Here is a 17,784-nt window from a genome sequence, read left to right as displayed (position 1 = left end):
AAGCTGAAGTTAATGTGAATCCGTCATGATTTCATTTCACTCTCATATATTTATATGGACCAAGCTAAGGGGGACACCCGATGAAATATTGGATTCGCGGACTTGCGTGCTTGCTCTGTATGGTCCTGTTACTTACAACATGGAAGCCCATTCTGATCCTCGCCGAGCCCACAGATGAAGATACCAGACAAATTCTAGAGAAAAGCTTATCGATTATCGAAATCGATCATGAAATTGAGCGTATTCAAAAAGAACTAAATGCATTAAAAGAGCAATCATCTGCCATTCAGACTCAATTATCTGCAAAAAAAGAGCAAATCGAAATCAAACGCAAGCAGGCCGGACAAGTATTACGCGCTTATTATATGGGAGACCGTGATTCACTGCTTGCAGCGATCCTATCCCTCGATAGCCTTGAGAAGTTCTTCCTGGTCTATGACTACTACTCCATTATCATGGAGCAGGATCATGATATTCTGACGACTTTCGCCTCCGAATACAAGGAAATCGAGAAGCTCGGGCTCCGTTACCAAGAGAAGCAGACCGAACTATCCGAAGTTCTCGATAATCTGACCAAACAGCGTACCCGCGTATTAGCGCTTCAAAATGAAGTAAATGATCAGCTCGCACACAGTACGGACTCGGAGCAGTTAAAGAAATTAATTGATGAACTCACAAGCTTCTGGCAGAACATTGGTATGTATGAAGTACGGTCCTACTTCAAGGCCCTCTCGGATGCGATGCAGGACTTGCCAAGCCTGATTAAGAATACCGAAGGCAGCCTTGTTATTAACGGACTCAATTACACCATTAATCTGCGAGAAGAGGATCTGAATCAATTCTTGCGCAATAAAAATGAGATGTTCAAAAATTTCGCATTTCGATTTGAGAAAGACCAGCTCGTCGCATACGGTGAACGCAATGCAATTAAAGTCGAAATTAAGGGACACTATACCGTCGAGAGTACGCCAGAGAATTGCATCCTGTTTCATGTGGATCATCTTTTATTCAATGGACTTGAACTTCCAGATACGACGCGTCAAGCGCTCGAGAAAGAATTCGATCTTGGGTTCTATCCTGCCAAACTCGTCTCCTTCATCCAAGCGACAAGCGTCAAGATCGAAGATGGCACATTGGAAGTCAAACTGAAAATGAGCTTATAAGTTATACATAATCGGGGTCATCTTCTACGGATTAACCATAGTCGATGTCCCCTTTTCACTCTCATCATGTGGATCAACACTTTTAATCGTGTCCATCTCAAGCGACTCCAATTGCAAGGCAAGCGTTTGTAAAGGGACGAGGTTCTGAACGTATTGACCGAAGACATGCCCCAGTTTCTTCATCTCTTGAACGTGTGACGGTGAGTTCTTTATTCCCAGATCTGTCATTTGGGCGAGCCTGTCACGAATTGCTCCTGGTAAAGCAGGAAGCGAGGATGGCGTGTACATATATTTCAAAGATGGAAGCATCCTTGACTCTTGAAATACTTCTTCTTGCGCTTTGGAAGTTGTCATCGCTTGAATCCAATCCTTCGCTTCCTTCTCCAATCGTGTTTTCGAAGAAATAACGAAGCTCTGACTCCGAGCCCAATAACTTTTCCCATTTTGCGCCGGATTGACAGCTTCGATGCTGAGTTCTCCATGATGATGCTGCTGCCATGCGGAAAACGTTGATAATATCGCCAGCACCTCACCGCGCGCCATCATTCCCCATAACGTTGTCGAATCTTTCGTCATATAGAGATGAGGACGGAGTGACTCCAACAATGTTGACATATCCCCCGTACGCCCTAATCTTCGCAATAAAGATAATATCTGATATCCATCATTCTGATCTGCCGCCATAAGATATGGACCATTGGGTAATTTGGCGAGATGGCGCTCAAGGTTGATCCATCCCTCCTTCTCGCTCGGTAGCTGATCCATCGATAATTCCCTCAATAACTTAGGGTTCCATACTAGAATATAAGGATCAACGTCTTTGGGGATCCCCCATATGTATCCATTCCACTTCACTTGATTCATAATCCAATCTAATGGCTCAGAAGCTGCTACTCCCGAGAAATAAGAGTCCACCGGCAGCAAATATCCTGAGACAGCAAATTTGTTCACCCATTCACTCTGCAGTAGCATAACATCTGCGGCATCTCCGAGCATCGCTTGTTCGGCATATCGTTGGTACGCATCTTCTGGATATGTATTTGAAAGTTCAACAACCACCTGGTGTTCACGCATATATTGCTGATTCATCGTCTGCAGCACCGCAAATTCATCAGGCTCCAGATTCACCGAAACCGATAATTTCTCTTCGCGTTCTGTCGGATCCCCAGATGGCTCAACCGCAATTTGGTTCGTATCTTGCTCCCGCTTCTCCGTATTTCGATTCGGTGTAACACCATTCATAGGGGTTAATAGAAGAAGAATTAAGAGCAACATAACAAAGAGCATTATTGTATTTCTTTTGTTAGACATGAACTCTCCACCGCCCCCACTTTCATGCTTTTATTCTAGCAAGGTTATACGCATTTGTCGCCTACAAAAAAGCCTGCCTCAAAATCGAGGCAGACTTTTAGAGACTTCAATCATATCACCCTACCCTTACAATAAATCAGCAGCCAATTGCGCGAGTTTCGAACGTTCACCTTTTTCGAGCGTAATATGACCGCTAATCCCTTCTTGCTTAAATCGCTCTACGATATAAGTCAACCCATTGCTCGCCGCATCCAGATAAGGATGGTCAATTTGCTCTGGATCACCCATCAGAATGATTTTACTACCTTCCCCGACCCGGGAGACAATCGTCTTCACCTCATGCTTCGATAAGTTCTGCGCCTCATCAATAATGATGAATTGACCTGGAATCGAGCGCCCACGGATATAAGTCAACGCTTCAACCTGGATACTTCCAAGCCCGACTAATATTTTATCAATATCCCCTGACTTCTTCGTGTCGAAAAGGTATTCCAAATTATCATAGATCGGTTGCATCCACGGGCGAAGCTTCTCATCTTTCTCCCCTGGTAAAAATCCGATATCTTTGCCCATAGGAACGACGGGTCTAGCTATTAGCAGCTTCTTGTATTTGTGTTCATCTTCCACTTTCATCAATCCTGCTGCAAGTGCGAGCAACGTCTTGCCCGTACCAGCCTTCCCTGTAATCGTTACAAGGGGAATGTCATCATTGAGCAGCAGCTCGAGTGCCATTCGCTGTTGCGCGTTCCGAGCACTGATGCCCCATACAGGGTCATTGCTTAGGAATAAAGGTTCTAGCTTCGTTGCTTCTGCATTGACACGCAGTAGAGCTGACTTGCTCGAACCCATTTCATCGCGTAGGATAACGAATTCATTGGCATACAGAGGGTACTTCAATTGCAGCTGTGAAATATTTAAAAACCGATACGTATAAAACTCATCAATGACGGAAGGGTGCACATGAAGCGTTAAGTTGCCAAGGTATAAGTCAGTCAACGACACCGTGCGGTCCGATAAATAGTCCTGCGTGTTGAGCCCGAGAACATCCGACTTGATTCGCACCAAGACATCTTTACTGACAAGAACGACGAGTCTCGGCTCAGCAGTCTGTTGTTCTTCGATGTGATAATTCAAGGCAACTGCTAGAATTCGATTGTCGTTCGTAATCTCCCCGAACATTTCTTGAACTCGAACAAAGCTCCGATGATTGAGCTCCACGGTGAGTGTTCCGCCTTGATCCAGCTGGATACCGCTATGCAAATGCCCCTTTTCACGAAGACTGTCCAATAACCGGGATACATATCTTGCATTTCTGCCGATTTCATCTGCATTCCGTTTCTTGGAATCAATCTCCTCCAATACCACCGCAGGAATGATGACATCATTATCCTCAAAAGCAAAAATCGCATTGGGATCGTGTAATAATACATTCGTATCCAACACAAATATTTTCTTCATCTGCGCCGCCTCCAAGCGTGGTAATCACTGCCGCATCGCGTAATGCATTTTCTTATGATCGAGCTAATCCAATTGAGGTAAAGACCTGGCCATCACCCTCTCCTCAGAATAATACGAAGCAATAGCCGATAACATGCCCCTTAAATAGGCAAAAGCCCAGTGAAAAATTCACTAGGCTTTACGCATCGCTGCAAAAACTTGTCCATCTAACTTGTCCGCAGCACGTTTATCATAAGTTTTCTCATACGCAGGCATCACAGAAATTCGTGCGCCATAGAACATCGCATCACGTACCGTGTCGACCTTCACTTCCATACAAGCAAGCTTGATAGGTACCTCTGCGAGTGGGGCAGCGATGATCTCACTTGTCCCATATACCGCGTGAAGAGTACCAACACTAAATATCGATATCGTAACTTTCGGATTCTGCTCCAGATTTGCAATCAGTCTAGAACGCTGATCAATCGCGAACCGCAGAGTCTTGTTATCCACAGCATAAACCCATGAAATAGCATTCGTCGTCGGACCGCCCGATTCGGCATCAACCGTACTTAACAAGACGAAGGATTCCTCTTCTAATTGCTTCAGCAAAGCTTCGGATAATGAATCAATCACTTCTGCCATTGGACCTTAGCCTCCTATAACCTATCGGTTGCGAATGTTGGAACAACCTTTAATTAATTATATGATAGCACAGGAAGAAATTTGCATCCACTAGCAGAAATGCCTACGCCCGATAATGTTGCGTCACTATTGCTGACTAAGCTGCTGCTTCAACGCTTGCTTGGCAGCTTCGAATTTATCGTCATCTAAATAGACATAAGGACTTTTCCACTTTCCTTCGATCGGAATGAATTGAATATTATCCTTATTCATCGTGATGTACGTCGTAATCATATCTTTAATTTGCTCTTTCTGAATATCCATCTTCAGATTCTTACCAACAGACTCGATGATCGCGGGCACCTTCGTTAACCCGTCGAAGCTCTGCAGCTTACGCATCATTTCATGAAGTACTTCACTTTGTCTACGGTTTCTGTCGAAGTCGCTCGAACCTTTCGTCGGGTTCTTCGTGTTGGATTTCCGGTAACGAACAAAATCCAGCGCATCCTCGCCATTCAAGGTCTGGAAGCCTTTCGTCAAATTAATGTTCGTACCATCTGCTGTATCAATATAACGCATGTCCATGTCGACATTGACATCGACACCGCCAAGCGCATCGACCACATCACTGAAGCCCTTGAAATTAATCATCGCAACATAGTCGATCGGGATATCCAGATATTTGCTGACCATTTCCTTGATCTCGTCATTGGCTGTGTCCTTATTCTTCGAACGGAAAGCTGCATAGTAACTATTGATCTTATGGGATTTATACCCTCGAAGCTCTACCTTCGTATCCCGAGGAATCGAGACGACTGTCGCGCTCTTCCTCTCTGGATTTAGCGTCGCAACCATAAAGACGTCCGTATTAAGGCCGCCAGATTCCTCACGTGTATCCACCCCAAGGAGCAGGATCGATACCGGCTTCACTTTGGCGGATTCTTCCGGAGGAAGAGGCTTCTCATCGACCACCGTCGAAATATTATCCAATTCCTTATCCGCTTTGTAGGCGACATAACCAACATATGTACAAGCCGCTAGAATGCCGACGATAAGCAGAATTCCCAACATCTTAAAGACTTTCCGCACGGAACTCTTGGGCTTCTTCGGCTTCTGAGCGCTACGTTTCCTTTTTGGACCCTCCCTCGGCGGGAGACCAGTAGCTGGACTCATTTGCAACAACACCTTTTCAAATGCTAAATCAGTAATTATTCGTTGTATTTCGGGTTCGAGTTTATGTCATGAAGCAACTGTTCAGCGTTTTCGCGTGGAACCATTTGTTTCTTCGCTTTTCCATCGATTACATACTTGATATGTACCATCGTATCGTCAACCGTGACGATATCAAATTCAGTCATCCCATGATCCTCTTGAAGAATCGTGGCGAAGAACTGAACCGTATCTACTGCTGCGCGATCATCTGGTCTTGCATCTGCAACCATTCGAATTTGAAGCCAATTAAACAAGGCATCCTGCAGCTTCATTCCTTATTCCCCTTTCAACCTTTGACTATAGCTTACTTGCCATCCGCAGAGGGTTGTCCAGCGCTTTTACGCTTCTGGCGCGCTTCGACAAAATATCGAATGCGCACCATTAGCATCAAGGCGACAGCCACCGTTAGACAAGGAATAATGGGTAATTTATCAATTTGAAACACGAGCAGCACAAACGCTCCAACTGCGATCACCAAATAGATCACAACGTCTTTGAGGATCGGCAATTTACGAACACGAAACACTTTATTAAAGATATACACCAAGAAACAATAAATGATTAGAAAAGATATAATCGGATGCGCAGCAAACCAGTCATGAAACATGCTGTTCACTCCTCTTTCTTGATTAGATGTTACTTCGATTCATGCTGCCCGTGTGAATTTCAAATCCACGCTCACACTTAGACGTTAGCTTCTGCCGTTTTACGGTGTTTCTCCGCACGTTCACGCTCGTTCTTGTTCAGAATTTTCTTGCGGAGACGAATGGATTTCGGCGTAATTTCGCAATACTCATCGTCATTCAAGTACTCTAATGCTTGCTCAAGCGTATATAAACGAGGTGTTTTCATTTTAACCGTATCATCTTTACCTGCTGAACGAATGTTGTTCAATTGTTTTTCTTTACAGATATTCACGATAATATCGTTATCCCGTGTGTGTTCACCCACGATCATACCTTCATATACTTCTGAACCCGGCTGCAGGAATAGAATCCCACGATCCTCGATCGAAAGAATACCATACAATGTCGACGTACCGTTCTCACTGGATACCAACACGCCTTGGTGACGTCCGCCAACTTGACCTGTCACAAGCGGTCCATAGCTATCGAATGCATGGTTCATAATACCGTAGCCACGCGTCAATGTTAAGAAGTTCGTACGATATCCGATCAACCCACGAGCTGGGATAAGGAACTCAAGGCGTACTTGGCCATTTCCATGGTTAATCATGTTGACCATTTCGGCTTTACGTGATCCAAGGCTCTCCATAACGGAACCCATGCTCTCTTCTGGAATATCAATTAACAAACGTTCGATTGGCTCCATTTTCACACCGTTTTCAACACGGATGATAACTTCAGGTTTGGATACTTGAAGCTCGAAACCTTCACGACGCATATTTTCAATTAGAATCCCAAGGTGAAGCTCACCACGACCCGATACGATGAATGCATCTGGGCTGTCTGTCTCATCGACACGCAAACTTACGTCTGTCTCAAGTTCTTTGAATAGACGCTCACGAAGCTTACGGGATGTTACCCATTTCCCTTCACGACCAGCGAATGGACTGTTATTTACGATAAATGTCATTTGAAGTGTTGGCTCATCGATTTTGAGGACTGGCAATGCTTCAGGGTTCGCAGGATCTGCAATGGTCTCACCAATGTTGATATCCTTGATACCAGCAATCGCGATAATGTCGCCCGCACCCGCTTCTTCAACTTCAATACGCTTTAAGCCTTGGAAGCCGAACAATTTCTCGATACGCGCTTGCTTCATCTGACCTTCACGTGTCATAACAGCGACCGATTGACCTTGACGAATCGTTCCACGGTTCACGCGACCAATCGCAATACGACCCAAATATTCGTTGTAATCCATTAATGTTACGAGGAACTGAAGTGGTAGTGTTACATCCTCCGTTGGAGATGGGATGTGGCTAGTAATCGTCTCATAGAGTGCAAGCATGTTCTCATCTTGTTGCTCTGGATCCAAGCTGGATGTACCGTTCAATGCTGATGCATATACAACTGGGAAATCCAACTGCTCATCATTTGCACCTAGCTCGATAAAGAGCTCCAATACTTCGTCAATAACTTCTGCAGGACGAGCATTAGGACGGTCAATTTTGTTCACGACAACGATTGGTGTTAATTGGCTCTCAAGCGCTTTACGAAGTACAAACTTCGTCTGTGGCATACATCCTTCGAATGCATCGACAACGAGCAATACACCGTCGACCATTTTCATGATCCGTTCAACTTCACCACCGAAGTCCGCATGGCCTGGTGTATCCATAATGTTAATTAAGAACTCTTTATACGTAATGGCTGTATTCTTCGCCAAAATCGTAATTCCGCGTTCACGTTCAATATCACCGGAGTCCATCGCGCGCTCTGTTACTTGTTCATTTTCACGGAATGTTCCGGATTGCTGTAGCAACTTATCGACAAGTGTCGTTTTCCCGTGGTCAACGTGTGCGATAATTGCGATATTACGAATGTTTTCTCTTGAATGCATAAGAAATGTTCAAATCCTTTCAATATCTTAAATTTAATTGTAAATCCAAAGGGTATGCTTTACACAAAATAAGCGCCAGGCAAGATGCCGACGCTTGACATATCCCTTTAATTATACGGAATTGTATTAAAAATGCAAACTGAATTTTGCGTTATGCAAGGATTACCATTTGCTTTTCCGTTTCCAGAAGACAAGTACAAGCCCAACGACAATAAGACCAATAGCTATGAAATAAATTCCAATCGTCCACAGCAACGTCGCTGCCAAGAAGACGACGGTAATGATCGTTAAGATCAAGGAGGCGATATAAGCTCCATGCGGTCGGTCCTGACTAAACACATAATATTCATACAAGCCTACGGCGACGCCAAAAATAAAGAACGGCCATAGATATTGAAGCGATTCCCAACCTGCCAGGTTGCAGATGAGAAATATTAGACCATACGTCGTAAGTATTCCAGCGGGTATGAGTATTCCTGCAGGCAGCACTCTTGAGAAGTATAGGTACTGCAATAGAATGCCGGGTATCAATATAAATAACGGCCAGAACACTTCGCCGATAAAGTTAAATACACCCAGTTTGCCCAGCAAGATTACGATACCTACAAATAAGATACCGATCCCTAGTCCCTGCTGTTTATTCGTCATCCCCTTACCCCCAGTCAATATCTTCATTTGGACAAGACAAAAAGCGACAGATTCTACCTTTAGTTTATCTGAACTTCTTCAAAAAAACCACCGCCACAAAAAAAAAAATTCCACAGGCACCTCTCCTGCAGAATGAAAAATTAATGCGAGTAGGATTGTCTACGTTTGAATGCAAGCCCAATGGCAATTACAATAAAAGCAAGCAGCACGGGAACTATCGTATATAGAGCAGGTACCCAGTCATGAAATAGCCATTCTTGCATTTTCGGGTCTTCCATGAGCATTTGGCCTGCCGTGAATCCTAGTATGCCAGAACCGAGGTAGATCAGCACCGGATATCGATGAAGTAAGTTCATGATCATCGTACTGCCCCAGACGATAATTGGAATACTCAGTGCAATCCCGACAATAATAAGAGGAAAATCTCCTTTAGCTACAGCTGCGATCGCAAGCACATTATCTAAACTCATGACGAAATCAGCGATGAGAATCGTCTGGACCGCCAGCCACAAGCTCGAAGCAGACTTTACGCGTCCCAAAGTCTCTTCATCGATAAGCAGCTTGATCGCAATATAGAGCAGTAAACATGCACCGATCGCCTGAATTAAGGGAATGTCAAGTAGGAACATGGCTGCAACGGTCAGTATGCAACGAAGAATCACCGCACCGAAAGCCCCCCACCACACCGCTTGTCTACGCTGTGACACGGGCAGGTTCTTACTCGCCATGGCAATCACAACCGCATTATCACCGCTCAGAACCATGTTAATAATCAATATTTCGAGAAGTAAAAATATATTTTCCAACAGCTCACCCCCTTTTACACTTGTATGTAGGAGAGAGTCAAGCTATGCTTAAATATGGACCCTTAATAGGACTTGAATTTCAATACCATAAATTTCTATCCATAAAAAAGTGCCAGAAGGGTAGACAGAGGAGTGATAGACGTGGAATTATTTAGCTTAGATTTTTTTATCGCACTAGCCAACATCGTATTCGTAGACTTGCTCCTCGCAGGTGATAATGCGATCGTCATCGGAATGGCTGCACGCAACCTCGATGTGAAACAGCAAAAGAAAGCGATTGTTCTCGGAACTTTAGGCGCCGTGCTGATCCGAATATTCGCTACAATTATAGTCGTGAAGCTGCTGCAAATCCCTTGGTTATTGCTCGTTGGAGGACTCTTGCTGCTATGGATCTCCGTCAAACTATTAGCCGATCATACGGAAGAAGAAAATATTAAGGCCGGAACCTCACTCATGGCAGCGGTGTGGACAATCATCGTCGCCGATGCCGCGATGGGTCTTGATAATGTGATCGCCGTAGCTGGAGCAGCTCAAGGGCATACGCTGCTCGTCGCAATTGGTCTCTTCATCAGTGTACCGATTGTTGTATGGGGAAGCACCGTATTCATTCGATTAATCGACCGATTCCCATGGATCATCTACTTCGGTTCGGCTGTGCTCGCATATAATGCCGCGAAGATGATTACGGAGGAGAAAAAGATACATCCTTTCTTTGCAGAATCTCCTGGTCTCAAGTGGACTTTCATCTTGATTATAGTTGCTGTCGTTCTTCTTGTCGGCAGATTACTCAAGAACGCCCAACACCGACGTGAACAGCAAAATGCATAACACGCAATGAATCAAAACACAAAGGGCATCCCATCGGGATGCCCTTTTGATATTCATATAACACATTTCTAAAACCAACTATCCTCAATCAGCTTCGTTGTCGGCTCGTTACTACCTTTAAAGTCCGCAGTCACAGTTTCTTTCTCCGCACTGCTCTCCCCATCGATATCATCACGAAGTACGATGGTCTCCGTATTTTTAACCGCTTCATCAATTAGCGCATCAAGACCTTCAATATGCGCTTCGATCTGCTCAACAATTCGCAAATTCGGATTAGTAGCAGGTGATTTCGGCACGAACAAGGTACAACAATCCTCAAATGGCAGGATAGACAGATCATACGTTCCGATTTTTTCAGAAATATCGATGATCTCATTCTTATCCATCATCACGAGCGGTCTGAGCAGCGGAATATCCGTTGCCTTGCCAATGACATTCATACTGCCTAGCGTCTGACTTGCCACTTGTCCCAGACTATCGCCGGTCACGAGTGCCATCGCGCGATGCTGCTCCGCGAGTTTCGTCGCAATCCGAAGCATCGAACGCCGCATCAATGTAATGATGAGGTTGTCATGACCTACCTGTGTGAACCGCGTCTGAATTTCTGTGAAAGGTACCATATGCACTTTGATCTTGCCCGCGAATCCAGCGAGAACCTTCGCCAGATCAAGTACTTTCTGCTGTGCTCGCTCACTCGTGAACGGATAGCTGTGGAAATGCACACATTCGATTTCAAGCCCTCTGCGAAGTGCTGACCACCCTGCGACTGGACTGTCGATCCCACCTGATAACAAAAGCATCGCTTTTCCGTTTGACCCTAGTGGGAACCCACCGACTGCCTGAACCACTTCATGATAAATATACGTACCATCTTGACGAATCTCGATCCGCAGGTCCACAGCAGGCTGATTTACGTTTACCTTCAATGCTGGGAACGTACGCAAAATCGGTGTTCCGATCAGATGATTCATTTCCTGAGATCCATACGGGAATCCTTTCCACACGCGTCTAGCACTGACCTTAAATGGAATAATCGCATCTTCTCCGTAGCGTTCCATCACTTCATGCATGAACTTGAGTGCAATTGCCTGGATATGCTCTAGCTCAGATTCGGCCCGCTTCACAAGACAAATCGAATTGATGCCAAAGACATTCTGCAGACGCGGCACCACTTGATCGGAGTCTACACCGTGCAGTTCAACATAGATGCGCCCGTATTCTTTACGCACCTCAACTTCTGGGAACGCCGCCACTAGACGACGTACATGACTTAATGCTGTATTCTCAAATCTCGTCCTATTCTTGCCTTTCAGCGTAACTTCGCCGAAACGAAGAATTAACATATCGTATTTCATGAAACGTATTATCCCCTCTCAAGCGGCTTCAACTTCGTCACAATGATACGGAGAGCCGCTTCTAATGTTGCAATATCCTGTTCACTTTGTTCCGCGGCTAGACTGATTCGGATCCCACCTGCAGCACGCGCTTCATTGCACCCCATCGCTAGGAGTACTCGACTTGGCTTCAAATCCTTCGAAGAACAAGCCGATTGGGTGGACGCCATAATGTCTGATTCTTCAAGCATATGGATAATCACTTCCGGCTTCATGCCCGGATAGGAGAAATGCACAATATGCGGTGCTGCGCGTTCTGTATCTCTCCCTGAGTTCAACACCAGCTCAGGAATCGAATCAACGACCTGAATCAGCTGATTTCTTAATTGCAGCATTTTCTCCACGGCTTCAGGTTGACGTTCTATTGTCATCCGAATGGCCTTTGCCATGGCTACGATACCAGGCACGTTCAAGGTTCCTGGTCGCAAGCCCCGCTCTTGTTCACCACCTGCATATAAGGATTGAAGCTGCACACCTTCTCGGCAATATAACAAGCCAACACCTTTAGGCCCTCTTACTTTGTGCGCAGAAATACTGTAGAGGTCTACGCCCCATTCCTTCAACTGAACAGGAAGTTTGCCAAGTCCTTGAACCCCATCCACATGGAATATGATTCGAGGATAATCCCTTAATAATTTTCCAATCTCTGCGATTGGTTGAATGCTGCCCATCTCATTATTTACATGCATGATACTCACGAGAATGGTCTGTTCGGTGATGGCTGCCTGTAAATCTTCTAGGCGAATGCATCCCGAAGCATCAACCGGTAAATACGTAACTTCGAACCCTTGACGCTGCATGAGTCGACAGCATTCATAGACAGAGGAATGCTCGATGCCCGTTGTAATAATATGATTCCCGCGGCTCTTCTTCTTGAGCGCTGCACCCTGAATTGCGATATTGTTGCTCTCGGTCGCTCCAGATGTGAATAGGATTTCATTTGGACTTACTTTTAATGCCGCTGCAATGACTTCACGGGATCTCGTTACGAGCTTCTCCGCTGCAAGTCCAGCTTGATGAATTGAAGATGGATTGCTATATTGCATTCGCATCACTTCACTTAGCGTTTGAACGACCTCATCATAGGGTGGTGTTGAAGCACAATGATCAAAATATAGCATGAATATTCTTCCTCTCTAGCGGGCACATAAACCATCCCAATGTGATATACAAAGAAAAGGATCAAAGAATGAGGAGATACCTCATTTTGATCCGTCATTGAATCCTTATCCTGTTATAGAGCTAGCCTCACACCGTAACAGCACGGAGTGCGTTATCTATTTTATGCAAATAGTTCTGTGTTTCCTTTGGCAGCAAATGAAGCTTCGCCATCAAATCTTCCTCGGTCTGAATACCAAGTCGTGCTAGACGATTCGGCCCGCCATTGTAAGCTGCAAGCGCTAGCTTCTCTTGTCCATCAAATCGACGCAGTTGATAACTGAGATACCGTGTACCTCCATCAATGTTTTGCGCAGGATCAAATGAATTGCTAACCCCAAGACCGCGAGCTGTTGCATCCATTAATTGCATGAGCCCCTTCGCTCCAGCTGAAGACACGGTATCTGGATTAAAGGAAGACTCCACCTTAATAACCGCCTTAATCAAGGCTTCACTAATGCCATACTTCTGGCTGGCCTGACGGATAAGACCATCATATTCCGTTGTGATCGTAGGCTGCTGCGATTTCCAATCACTCATTCCGCTCATTCCATCCGCAGAAATCGATGATGCCTGATCCCATGACGGATTTAAATTAGCTAATGTGCTCAAACTCAGGTTCGAAGTCGAGGAAGTCGCGGGAATACCCTCGGAATTCATCAACAGCTGCTCGAGCATTGCACCAAAGTCATTACTTGAACCCTGCGGTACCGTAGTACTCTCTAATGCCGTACCTGTCAAATCAATATTGTTCATCACTTGCATCTGAATCATTTGCTTCATCAAGCGCGGATCGATTTGCATCATTTCTCCCCATTCTTATTGATATGAGTTCAATAAAGACAACATTGTTATTATTGTACACTTTTTCGATGGCTAGAACCACTATTTTTCGACATAAAATGATATGCTCATAAAAAACAACGAGGCGATTTATTAAGTCGCCTCGTTGCTCTTATTACCGTATAAAGAATGCAAATACAAAAAATGCAACCCCACCAAGAATCATAGACCAACTACCTAAGCCACGCTGACCTTGCTGATAAGCATAAAAGCCAAGGATGGCAGCCGTTGGTCCCATAATGACAGGCCAGAAAAATAATGAAGCGATCGCAAACACAAGAGCAATCCAGCCCAAGCTCACCCCTGCGCCTGCATCTGCATCTTCACGAGCAGTACGGCCCATATCATCCTTCTCGACCCAAGCGCCAGGTGCAACTTCCGCACTGTATTCTTCCCTGTCTTCTACGCGTCCGCGATGTTCGTCCTTCACATGGTGAGATCCGTTACGTTTCTTCTTCACTTGGATCCACCCTCTTTGTGCTTGAACGTGTGGCAGCATGTGACGGAAGAGGTAGGCGCTTTCTCAGGCGATTTCGAACCGAAGTCCGCAGCGAATTCGGCATCATATTGAGCTTGTGCATTCGCATCAATGTCAATGATGATGGATTGTGCATGACATTTGTTCCCTGCAGCCCAGTAACTGCAGTTCGCAACACTACAATTTACAATTGGTTTGGTTGTTGTCATCATTTATCACCCCAATTACAAGTTACCCTGCATTGCGGTGCACTAAACAAGTAAATATTAGAGGTCTTTCAAAAAATCGACTGAACGATTTTAGACGTTCACATTAAACTTTCTGGTTCTGCATCCGACGTTGTGTCAAATAATCACTCTCATAATAAGTAAGGTCTTCGCGTAACTCCTCGTACACCTTGCTAAGCTCCAAAATAATCTCCCGAGCCAATCGAATAGGCTTCTTGCTGAATCGAATAGCATCTTGTCCTGTATAAGCATACCGTCCGTCTTCCGAATAACATTCATTCTTCGGATAATAGAAGCTGTTCACGCAGCGATGATAAACGTCATATAAAGCTTTCTCGCCAAAATCGACATCAAATGTCGCACGTCTAAGCGCTACACCGAGCGCTTCATAAGATACTTCGGAGAATACAAGCAAATGCCGCATGTCAGACAAATATCCTTGGTAGAATTCGGTCATTTCTTGGTCTTCTTCCGCTAATTTCGCAAGTGAATACTCATTCAAGAAGCTCTCCATCTGCTTAATCACAAGCTTTAATTTATCTCTTGTTGATTCACAAAGTTGCTTCACATTGGCTGCTGACATATATGGCTCCCCCTTAGCAAATGTTCCAACTAAATCCTACCATAAATCATTTCGAAACGGTACTCTTTTCCTGTCGAATAAAATGGCCCCAAGAGTCTCAATCTAAGATGAGAGTTTATTATTCAGGACAACGGAGGGATTACTTATGCGGCGAGGCCTTATCGCCTTCTTATTCGTGATCGGAATCGGGGTGCTACTATACCCCATCATAACATCTAATAACTCGACACCCAAAGGGCCGCAGCCGACTCCACAAGCTGCACCAGCTGCACCTCGAGCTACTGCCCTGCAAGAGAAGAACATAAAGCAGATGGTAGTACAAAATGACGTACAGTTAACCGAGAAGATGTGCAAAATTGATTGCAACCATCATCTTCATCAAATGCTTCAAGACCTGGAACAAGCCTCACCCGCACAAATAAAATCCTATGCTGCGAAATTGCAGAAAGACCATCAGCATATGGCATACCTCGTCTGGGTGAACAACGAAGAGCATCGTGAGTATGGACAATTGTCAGAAACCCTGCAACCGGAAGCGAAGGCTCAACTGGAACAGGAAATCCAGAAGGCCAAACAAAAAGTTAAGCAGCGTGAATCTTATGAAGCGTCACCAACCCTGAAAGGAGGTCATAAATACCTCGTTCTAGGTGTTCCTTCCAAAACCAATGAGAGCCACGGTATTGTCGCCGCCATCAATCAAGAAATATTAAACACGGTTAATAAGCATCAGCGCCGTAATCTTCGTCTGATCCCTTATCCGCATGATCAAAAGTACCGGGTGAAGACAGTCGATACGGATGATGGGAAAAGAAAACGGGTCACCCAAGGCGACCAAAACGGCGATACGAGCCACTACTATACGAATGAGATCGTCGTTCGCTTCAGACACCAGCCAACAGAAAAGCAGCTGGCGCAAATGAAAAAAGATATCCATAGCAGCTATGTTCGGCATGCGGGCTACGCATTCATTTTCCGCTCCAAGTATATGTCTGCGGAGGAATTAGAGAATTACTTCAAGAAATGGGATCCCGTTTATATCGAGCCGCATTTCCTCTACATGACCAATGATGTCGCTGTAACACCAACAAACGGAGGCGAAGAGCAGCCGAATGATTCGCTCTACAAAGAGTACCAATGGAACTTGCCTATCATTGATACGAACAAGGGCTGGGGGTTATCGAAGGGTAATAACCAAGTTATTGTCGCAGTGGTGGATACAGGGGTAGATATTAACCATCCTGACCTGAAAGGCCAGCTGCTCAAAGGCTATAACGCCATCGATCCTGGCACTGACCCTATGGATGATGTTGGTCATGGCACTCATGTTGCCGGGATTATCGCTGCCAAAGTCAATAATCGTGAAGGGATCGCCGGAATGTCTTGGTATAACAAGATTCTGCCGGTCAAAGTACTCGATAATTCTGGTGCAGGAACAACCTATTCTGTAGCGCAAGGCATCATTTGGGCGACCGATCATGGCGCGAAAGTCATTAACCTCAGCCTTGGCAACTATGCTCAAGCCAATTTCTTGCATGATGCGATTAAATATGCTTATGACAAAGATGTCGTCGTCATCGCCGCTACAGGGAATGATAATACAGATCAACCTGGTTATCCAGCTGCTTATCCCGAGGTATTCGCCGTCTCTGCGACGAATAAATCGAAGCATCGCGCTTCCTTCTCGAATTATGGTGATTATGTCGATGTCGTTGCTCCAGGTGAAAATATTGCGAGTACATTCCCGAATAACCAATATGCGGCGCTTTCCGGTACATCAATGGCCTGCCCGCATGTCTCCGCACTCGCAGCGCTCATTCGTTCTGCGAACCCGGCGCTTAAAAATACAGAAGTCATGGATCTGATGCGGAAGAGCGTTATCGATCTGGGACCTGCTGGTCGAGATATTGATTTTGGTTATGGTCAAATTGATGTGGTCAAAGCATTACAAGCCGCTGATCAACAAAGCCATACACTCAATTTCTTCCCTTATTCCGTCAAAAAGTCAATGGATTCGGCGGAGGCTAAATATATTCAAAAATAAAAGCCGTAAATGAAATAAAACCCGCAAAACACGATAGCCGTGTCTTGCGGGTTTTATTTAGCGTGGAAAGCTCGCCATAAGCCGGGTTCTGTACTCACCGTGGTACGACGGGAGCTACCCTCCCACTTGTGAGTGACAATCATCTATCTAGACCGTACATTACTGCACGGTTCCAGCGACCAACCCAGACGCGCCTCGGGCTAAGGCTGCAGCCTCGAAAGCTGCCAGCGTCTCATTAGGTCTTGCTCCAGATGGGGTTTACCAGGAACGAAGTCACCAGCGTTCCTCGTGGTCTCTTACACCACGGTTCCACCCTTGCCTGATCCGCTTGCGCGGCCATCGGCGGTCCATTTCTGTGGCACTATCCTTCAACTCGCGTTGACTGGACGTTATCCAGCATCCTGCCCTATGGAGCCCGGACTTTCCTCTCGTGAATAAATCACCAGCGATTGTCTGTCAAACTTTCCGACAACATACGTTAGTATACTCGCAATTCCGTCAAAGC

18 protein-coding genes and 1 other RNA gene are annotated in these 17,784 nt (G+C 45.3%); 3 read left to right on the top strand and 16 right to left on the bottom strand.

Translation table 11 applies throughout. From position 1 onward, the window contains the following. Positions 1-80 precede the first annotated feature (80 nt). Complete coding sequence (locus ACFQZR_RS02675) at positions 81-1,163, top strand: coiled-coil domain-containing protein (protein ID WP_379342623.1); 1,083 nt, start codon at positions 81-83, stop codon at positions 1,161-1,163. A gap of 24 nt (positions 1,164-1,187) precedes the next feature. Here ACFQZR_RS02675 and ACFQZR_RS02670 read toward each other — a convergent pair whose 3' ends face one another. The 9 genes from ACFQZR_RS02670 to ACFQZR_RS02630 form a co-directional block, all read right to left on the bottom strand. Next, entirely contained in the window at positions 1,188-2,474 is a 1,287-nt protein-coding gene (locus ACFQZR_RS02670) for an extracellular solute-binding protein (protein WP_379342621.1), read from the bottom strand. A gap of 126 nt (positions 2,475-2,600) precedes the next feature. Then, positions 2,601-3,932 (bottom strand): PhoH family protein, encoded by a 1,332-nt coding sequence (locus ACFQZR_RS02665; RefSeq protein WP_379342619.1) that lies wholly within the window; start codon positions 3,930-3,932, stop codon positions 2,601-2,603. A gap of 171 nt (positions 3,933-4,103) precedes the next feature. Then, positions 4,104-4,556, bottom strand: coding sequence for a pyridoxamine 5'-phosphate oxidase family protein (locus ACFQZR_RS02660; protein ID WP_379342617.1), 453 nt, complete (start codon positions 4,554-4,556; stop codon positions 4,104-4,106). A gap of 126 nt (positions 4,557-4,682) precedes the next feature. Then, on the bottom strand, positions 4,683-5,708 hold the full coding sequence (locus ACFQZR_RS02655; protein ID WP_483874909.1) for an LCP family protein: 1,026 nt from the start codon (positions 5,706-5,708) through the stop codon (positions 4,683-4,685). A 35-nt stretch (positions 5,709-5,743) separates the two neighbouring features. Next, complete coding sequence (locus ACFQZR_RS02650; RefSeq protein ID WP_379342613.1) at positions 5,744-6,019, bottom strand: hypothetical protein; 276 nt, start codon at positions 6,017-6,019, stop codon at positions 5,744-5,746. Positions 6,020-6,051: 32 nt separating this feature from the next. Beyond that, complete coding sequence (locus ACFQZR_RS02645; RefSeq protein WP_018756708.1) at positions 6,052-6,354, bottom strand: YlaH-like family protein; 303 nt, start codon at positions 6,352-6,354, stop codon at positions 6,052-6,054. Positions 6,355-6,431: 77 nt separating this feature from the next. Next, positions 6,432-8,273, bottom strand: a complete 1,842-nt coding sequence (typA, locus tag ACFQZR_RS02640; protein WP_379342610.1) for a translational GTPase TypA — start codon at positions 8,271-8,273, stop codon at positions 6,432-6,434. A 162-nt stretch (positions 8,274-8,435) separates the two neighbouring features. Next, positions 8,436-8,921 carry a hypothetical protein gene (locus tag ACFQZR_RS02635; protein ID WP_379342608.1) on the bottom strand — a complete coding sequence of 162 codons (486 nt, stop codon included), beginning with the start codon at positions 8,919-8,921 and terminating at the stop codon, positions 8,436-8,438. Positions 8,922-9,061: 140 nt separating this feature from the next. Then, positions 9,062-9,727: a TerC family protein gene (locus ACFQZR_RS02630; protein ID WP_379342606.1), complete on the bottom strand. Its 666-nt coding sequence runs from the start codon at positions 9,725-9,727 to the stop codon at positions 9,062-9,064. A 141-nt stretch (positions 9,728-9,868) separates the two neighbouring features. On the opposite strand from ACFQZR_RS02630, the gene ACFQZR_RS02625 reads away from it, so the two are divergent. Next, entirely contained in the window at positions 9,869-10,555 is a 687-nt protein-coding gene (locus ACFQZR_RS02625) for a TerC family protein (protein WP_379342604.1), read from the top strand. 68 nt (positions 10,556-10,623) lie between these two features. On the opposite strand, the gene thiI is transcribed toward ACFQZR_RS02625, so the two are convergent. The 6 genes from thiI to ACFQZR_RS02595 all read right to left on the bottom strand — a co-directional run bounded on the left by thiI (position 10,624) and on the right by ACFQZR_RS02595 (position 15,238). Beyond that, positions 10,624-11,910: a tRNA uracil 4-sulfurtransferase ThiI gene (gene thiI / locus ACFQZR_RS02620; protein WP_379342602.1), complete on the bottom strand. Its 1,287-nt coding sequence runs from the start codon at positions 11,908-11,910 to the stop codon at positions 10,624-10,626. 8 nt (positions 11,911-11,918) lie between these two features. Further along, the gene (locus ACFQZR_RS02615; RefSeq protein WP_379342600.1) at positions 11,919-13,070 is read right to left on the bottom strand and encodes a cysteine desulfurase family protein; all 1,152 of its coding nucleotides are present in this window, start codon (positions 13,068-13,070) and stop codon (positions 11,919-11,921) included. 127 nt (positions 13,071-13,197) lie between these two features. Next, complete coding sequence (locus tag ACFQZR_RS02610) at positions 13,198-13,911, bottom strand: lytic transglycosylase domain-containing protein (protein ID WP_379343773.1); 714 nt, start codon at positions 13,909-13,911, stop codon at positions 13,198-13,200. Positions 13,912-14,065: 154 nt separating this feature from the next. Next, positions 14,066-14,410 (bottom strand): hypothetical protein, encoded by a 345-nt coding sequence (locus tag ACFQZR_RS02605; RefSeq protein WP_379342598.1) that lies wholly within the window; start codon positions 14,408-14,410, stop codon positions 14,066-14,068. Next, positions 14,407-14,640, bottom strand: coding sequence for a DUF1540 domain-containing protein (locus ACFQZR_RS02600; RefSeq protein ID WP_314584546.1), 234 nt, complete (start codon positions 14,638-14,640; stop codon positions 14,407-14,409). Before ACFQZR_RS02600 ends, ACFQZR_RS02605 begins: the two co-directional genes overlap by 4 nt. Before the next feature lie 100 nt (positions 14,641-14,740). Further along, a complete protein-coding gene (locus ACFQZR_RS02595) occupies positions 14,741-15,238 on the bottom strand; it encodes a YpuI family protein (protein WP_018756718.1) in 498 nt (165 codons plus the stop codon). Between the two features lie 145 nt (positions 15,239-15,383). Here ACFQZR_RS02595 and ACFQZR_RS02590 point away from each other — a divergent pair, with 145 nt between their 5' ends. Beyond that, positions 15,384-17,279 (top strand): S8 family peptidase, encoded by a 1,896-nt coding sequence (locus ACFQZR_RS02590; RefSeq protein ID WP_379342595.1) that lies wholly within the window; start codon positions 15,384-15,386, stop codon positions 17,277-17,279. A 62-nt stretch (positions 17,280-17,341) separates the two neighbouring features. Here the strand turns inward: ACFQZR_RS02590 and rnpB are convergent. Continuing rightward, an RNA gene (gene rnpB, locus ACFQZR_RS02585) (RNase P RNA component class A) lies at positions 17,342-17,744 on the bottom strand. Positions 17,745-17,784: the final 40 nt, after the last annotated feature.

The organism is Paenibacillus sp. GCM10027629, assembly GCF_042676425.1.
GTDB classification, from domain to species: Bacteria; Bacillota; Bacilli; order Paenibacillales; family Paenibacillaceae; genus Paenibacillus_K; species Paenibacillus_K terrigena.
Note: the sequence above shows the minus strand (reverse complement) of the source record. Positions and strands in the feature narration are given on the sequence as shown.

What these genes read in the sequence shown, in the direction of transcription:
- typA (WP_379342610.1), bottom strand. Translation starts at nt 8,273, where the DNA reads ATGCATTCAAGAGAAAACATTCGTAATATCGCAATTATCGCACACGTT.
- ACFQZR_RS02670 (WP_379342621.1), bottom strand. Translation starts at nt 2,474, where the DNA reads ATGTCTAACAAAAGAAATACAATAATGCTCTTTGTTATGTTGCTCTTA.
- ACFQZR_RS02590 (WP_379342595.1), top strand. Translation starts at nt 15,384, where the DNA reads ATGCGGCGAGGCCTTATCGCCTTCTTATTCGTGATCGGAATCGGGGTG.
- ACFQZR_RS02660 (WP_379342617.1), bottom strand. Translation starts at nt 4,556, where the DNA reads ATGGCAGAAGTGATTGATTCATTATCCGAAGCTTTGCTGAAGCAATTA.
- ACFQZR_RS02650 (WP_379342613.1), bottom strand. Translation starts at nt 6,019, where the DNA reads ATGAAGCTGCAGGATGCCTTGTTTAATTGGCTTCAAATTCGAATGGTT.
- ACFQZR_RS02600 (WP_314584546.1), bottom strand. Translation starts at nt 14,640, where the DNA reads ATGATGACAACAACCAAACCAATTGTAAATTGTAGTGTTGCGAACTGC.
- ACFQZR_RS02615 (WP_379342600.1), bottom strand. Translation starts at nt 13,070, where the DNA reads ATGCTATATTTTGATCATTGTGCTTCAACACCACCCTATGATGAGGTC.
- ACFQZR_RS02595 (WP_018756718.1), bottom strand. Translation starts at nt 15,238, where the DNA reads ATGTCAGCAGCCAATGTGAAGCAACTTTGTGAATCAACAAGAGATAAA.
- ACFQZR_RS02645 (WP_018756708.1), bottom strand. Translation starts at nt 6,354, where the DNA reads ATGTTTCATGACTGGTTTGCTGCGCATCCGATTATATCTTTTCTAATC.
- ACFQZR_RS02635 (WP_379342608.1), bottom strand. Translation starts at nt 8,921, where the DNA reads ATGACGAATAAACAGCAGGGACTAGGGATCGGTATCTTATTTGTAGGT.
- ACFQZR_RS02610 (WP_379343773.1), bottom strand. Translation starts at nt 13,911, where the DNA reads ATGCAAATCGATCCGCGCTTGATGAAGCAAATGATTCAGATGCAAGTG.
- thiI (WP_379342602.1), bottom strand. Translation starts at nt 11,910, where the DNA reads ATGAAATACGATATGTTAATTCTTCGTTTCGGCGAAGTTACGCTGAAA.
- ACFQZR_RS02675 (WP_379342623.1), top strand. Translation starts at nt 81, where the DNA reads ATGAAATATTGGATTCGCGGACTTGCGTGCTTGCTCTGTATGGTCCTG.
- ACFQZR_RS02665 (WP_379342619.1), bottom strand. Translation starts at nt 3,932, where the DNA reads ATGAAGAAAATATTTGTGTTGGATACGAATGTATTATTACACGATCCC.
- ACFQZR_RS02655 (WP_483874909.1), bottom strand. Translation starts at nt 5,708, where the DNA reads ATGAGTCCAGCTACTGGTCTCCCGCCGAGGGAGGGTCCAAAAAGGAAA.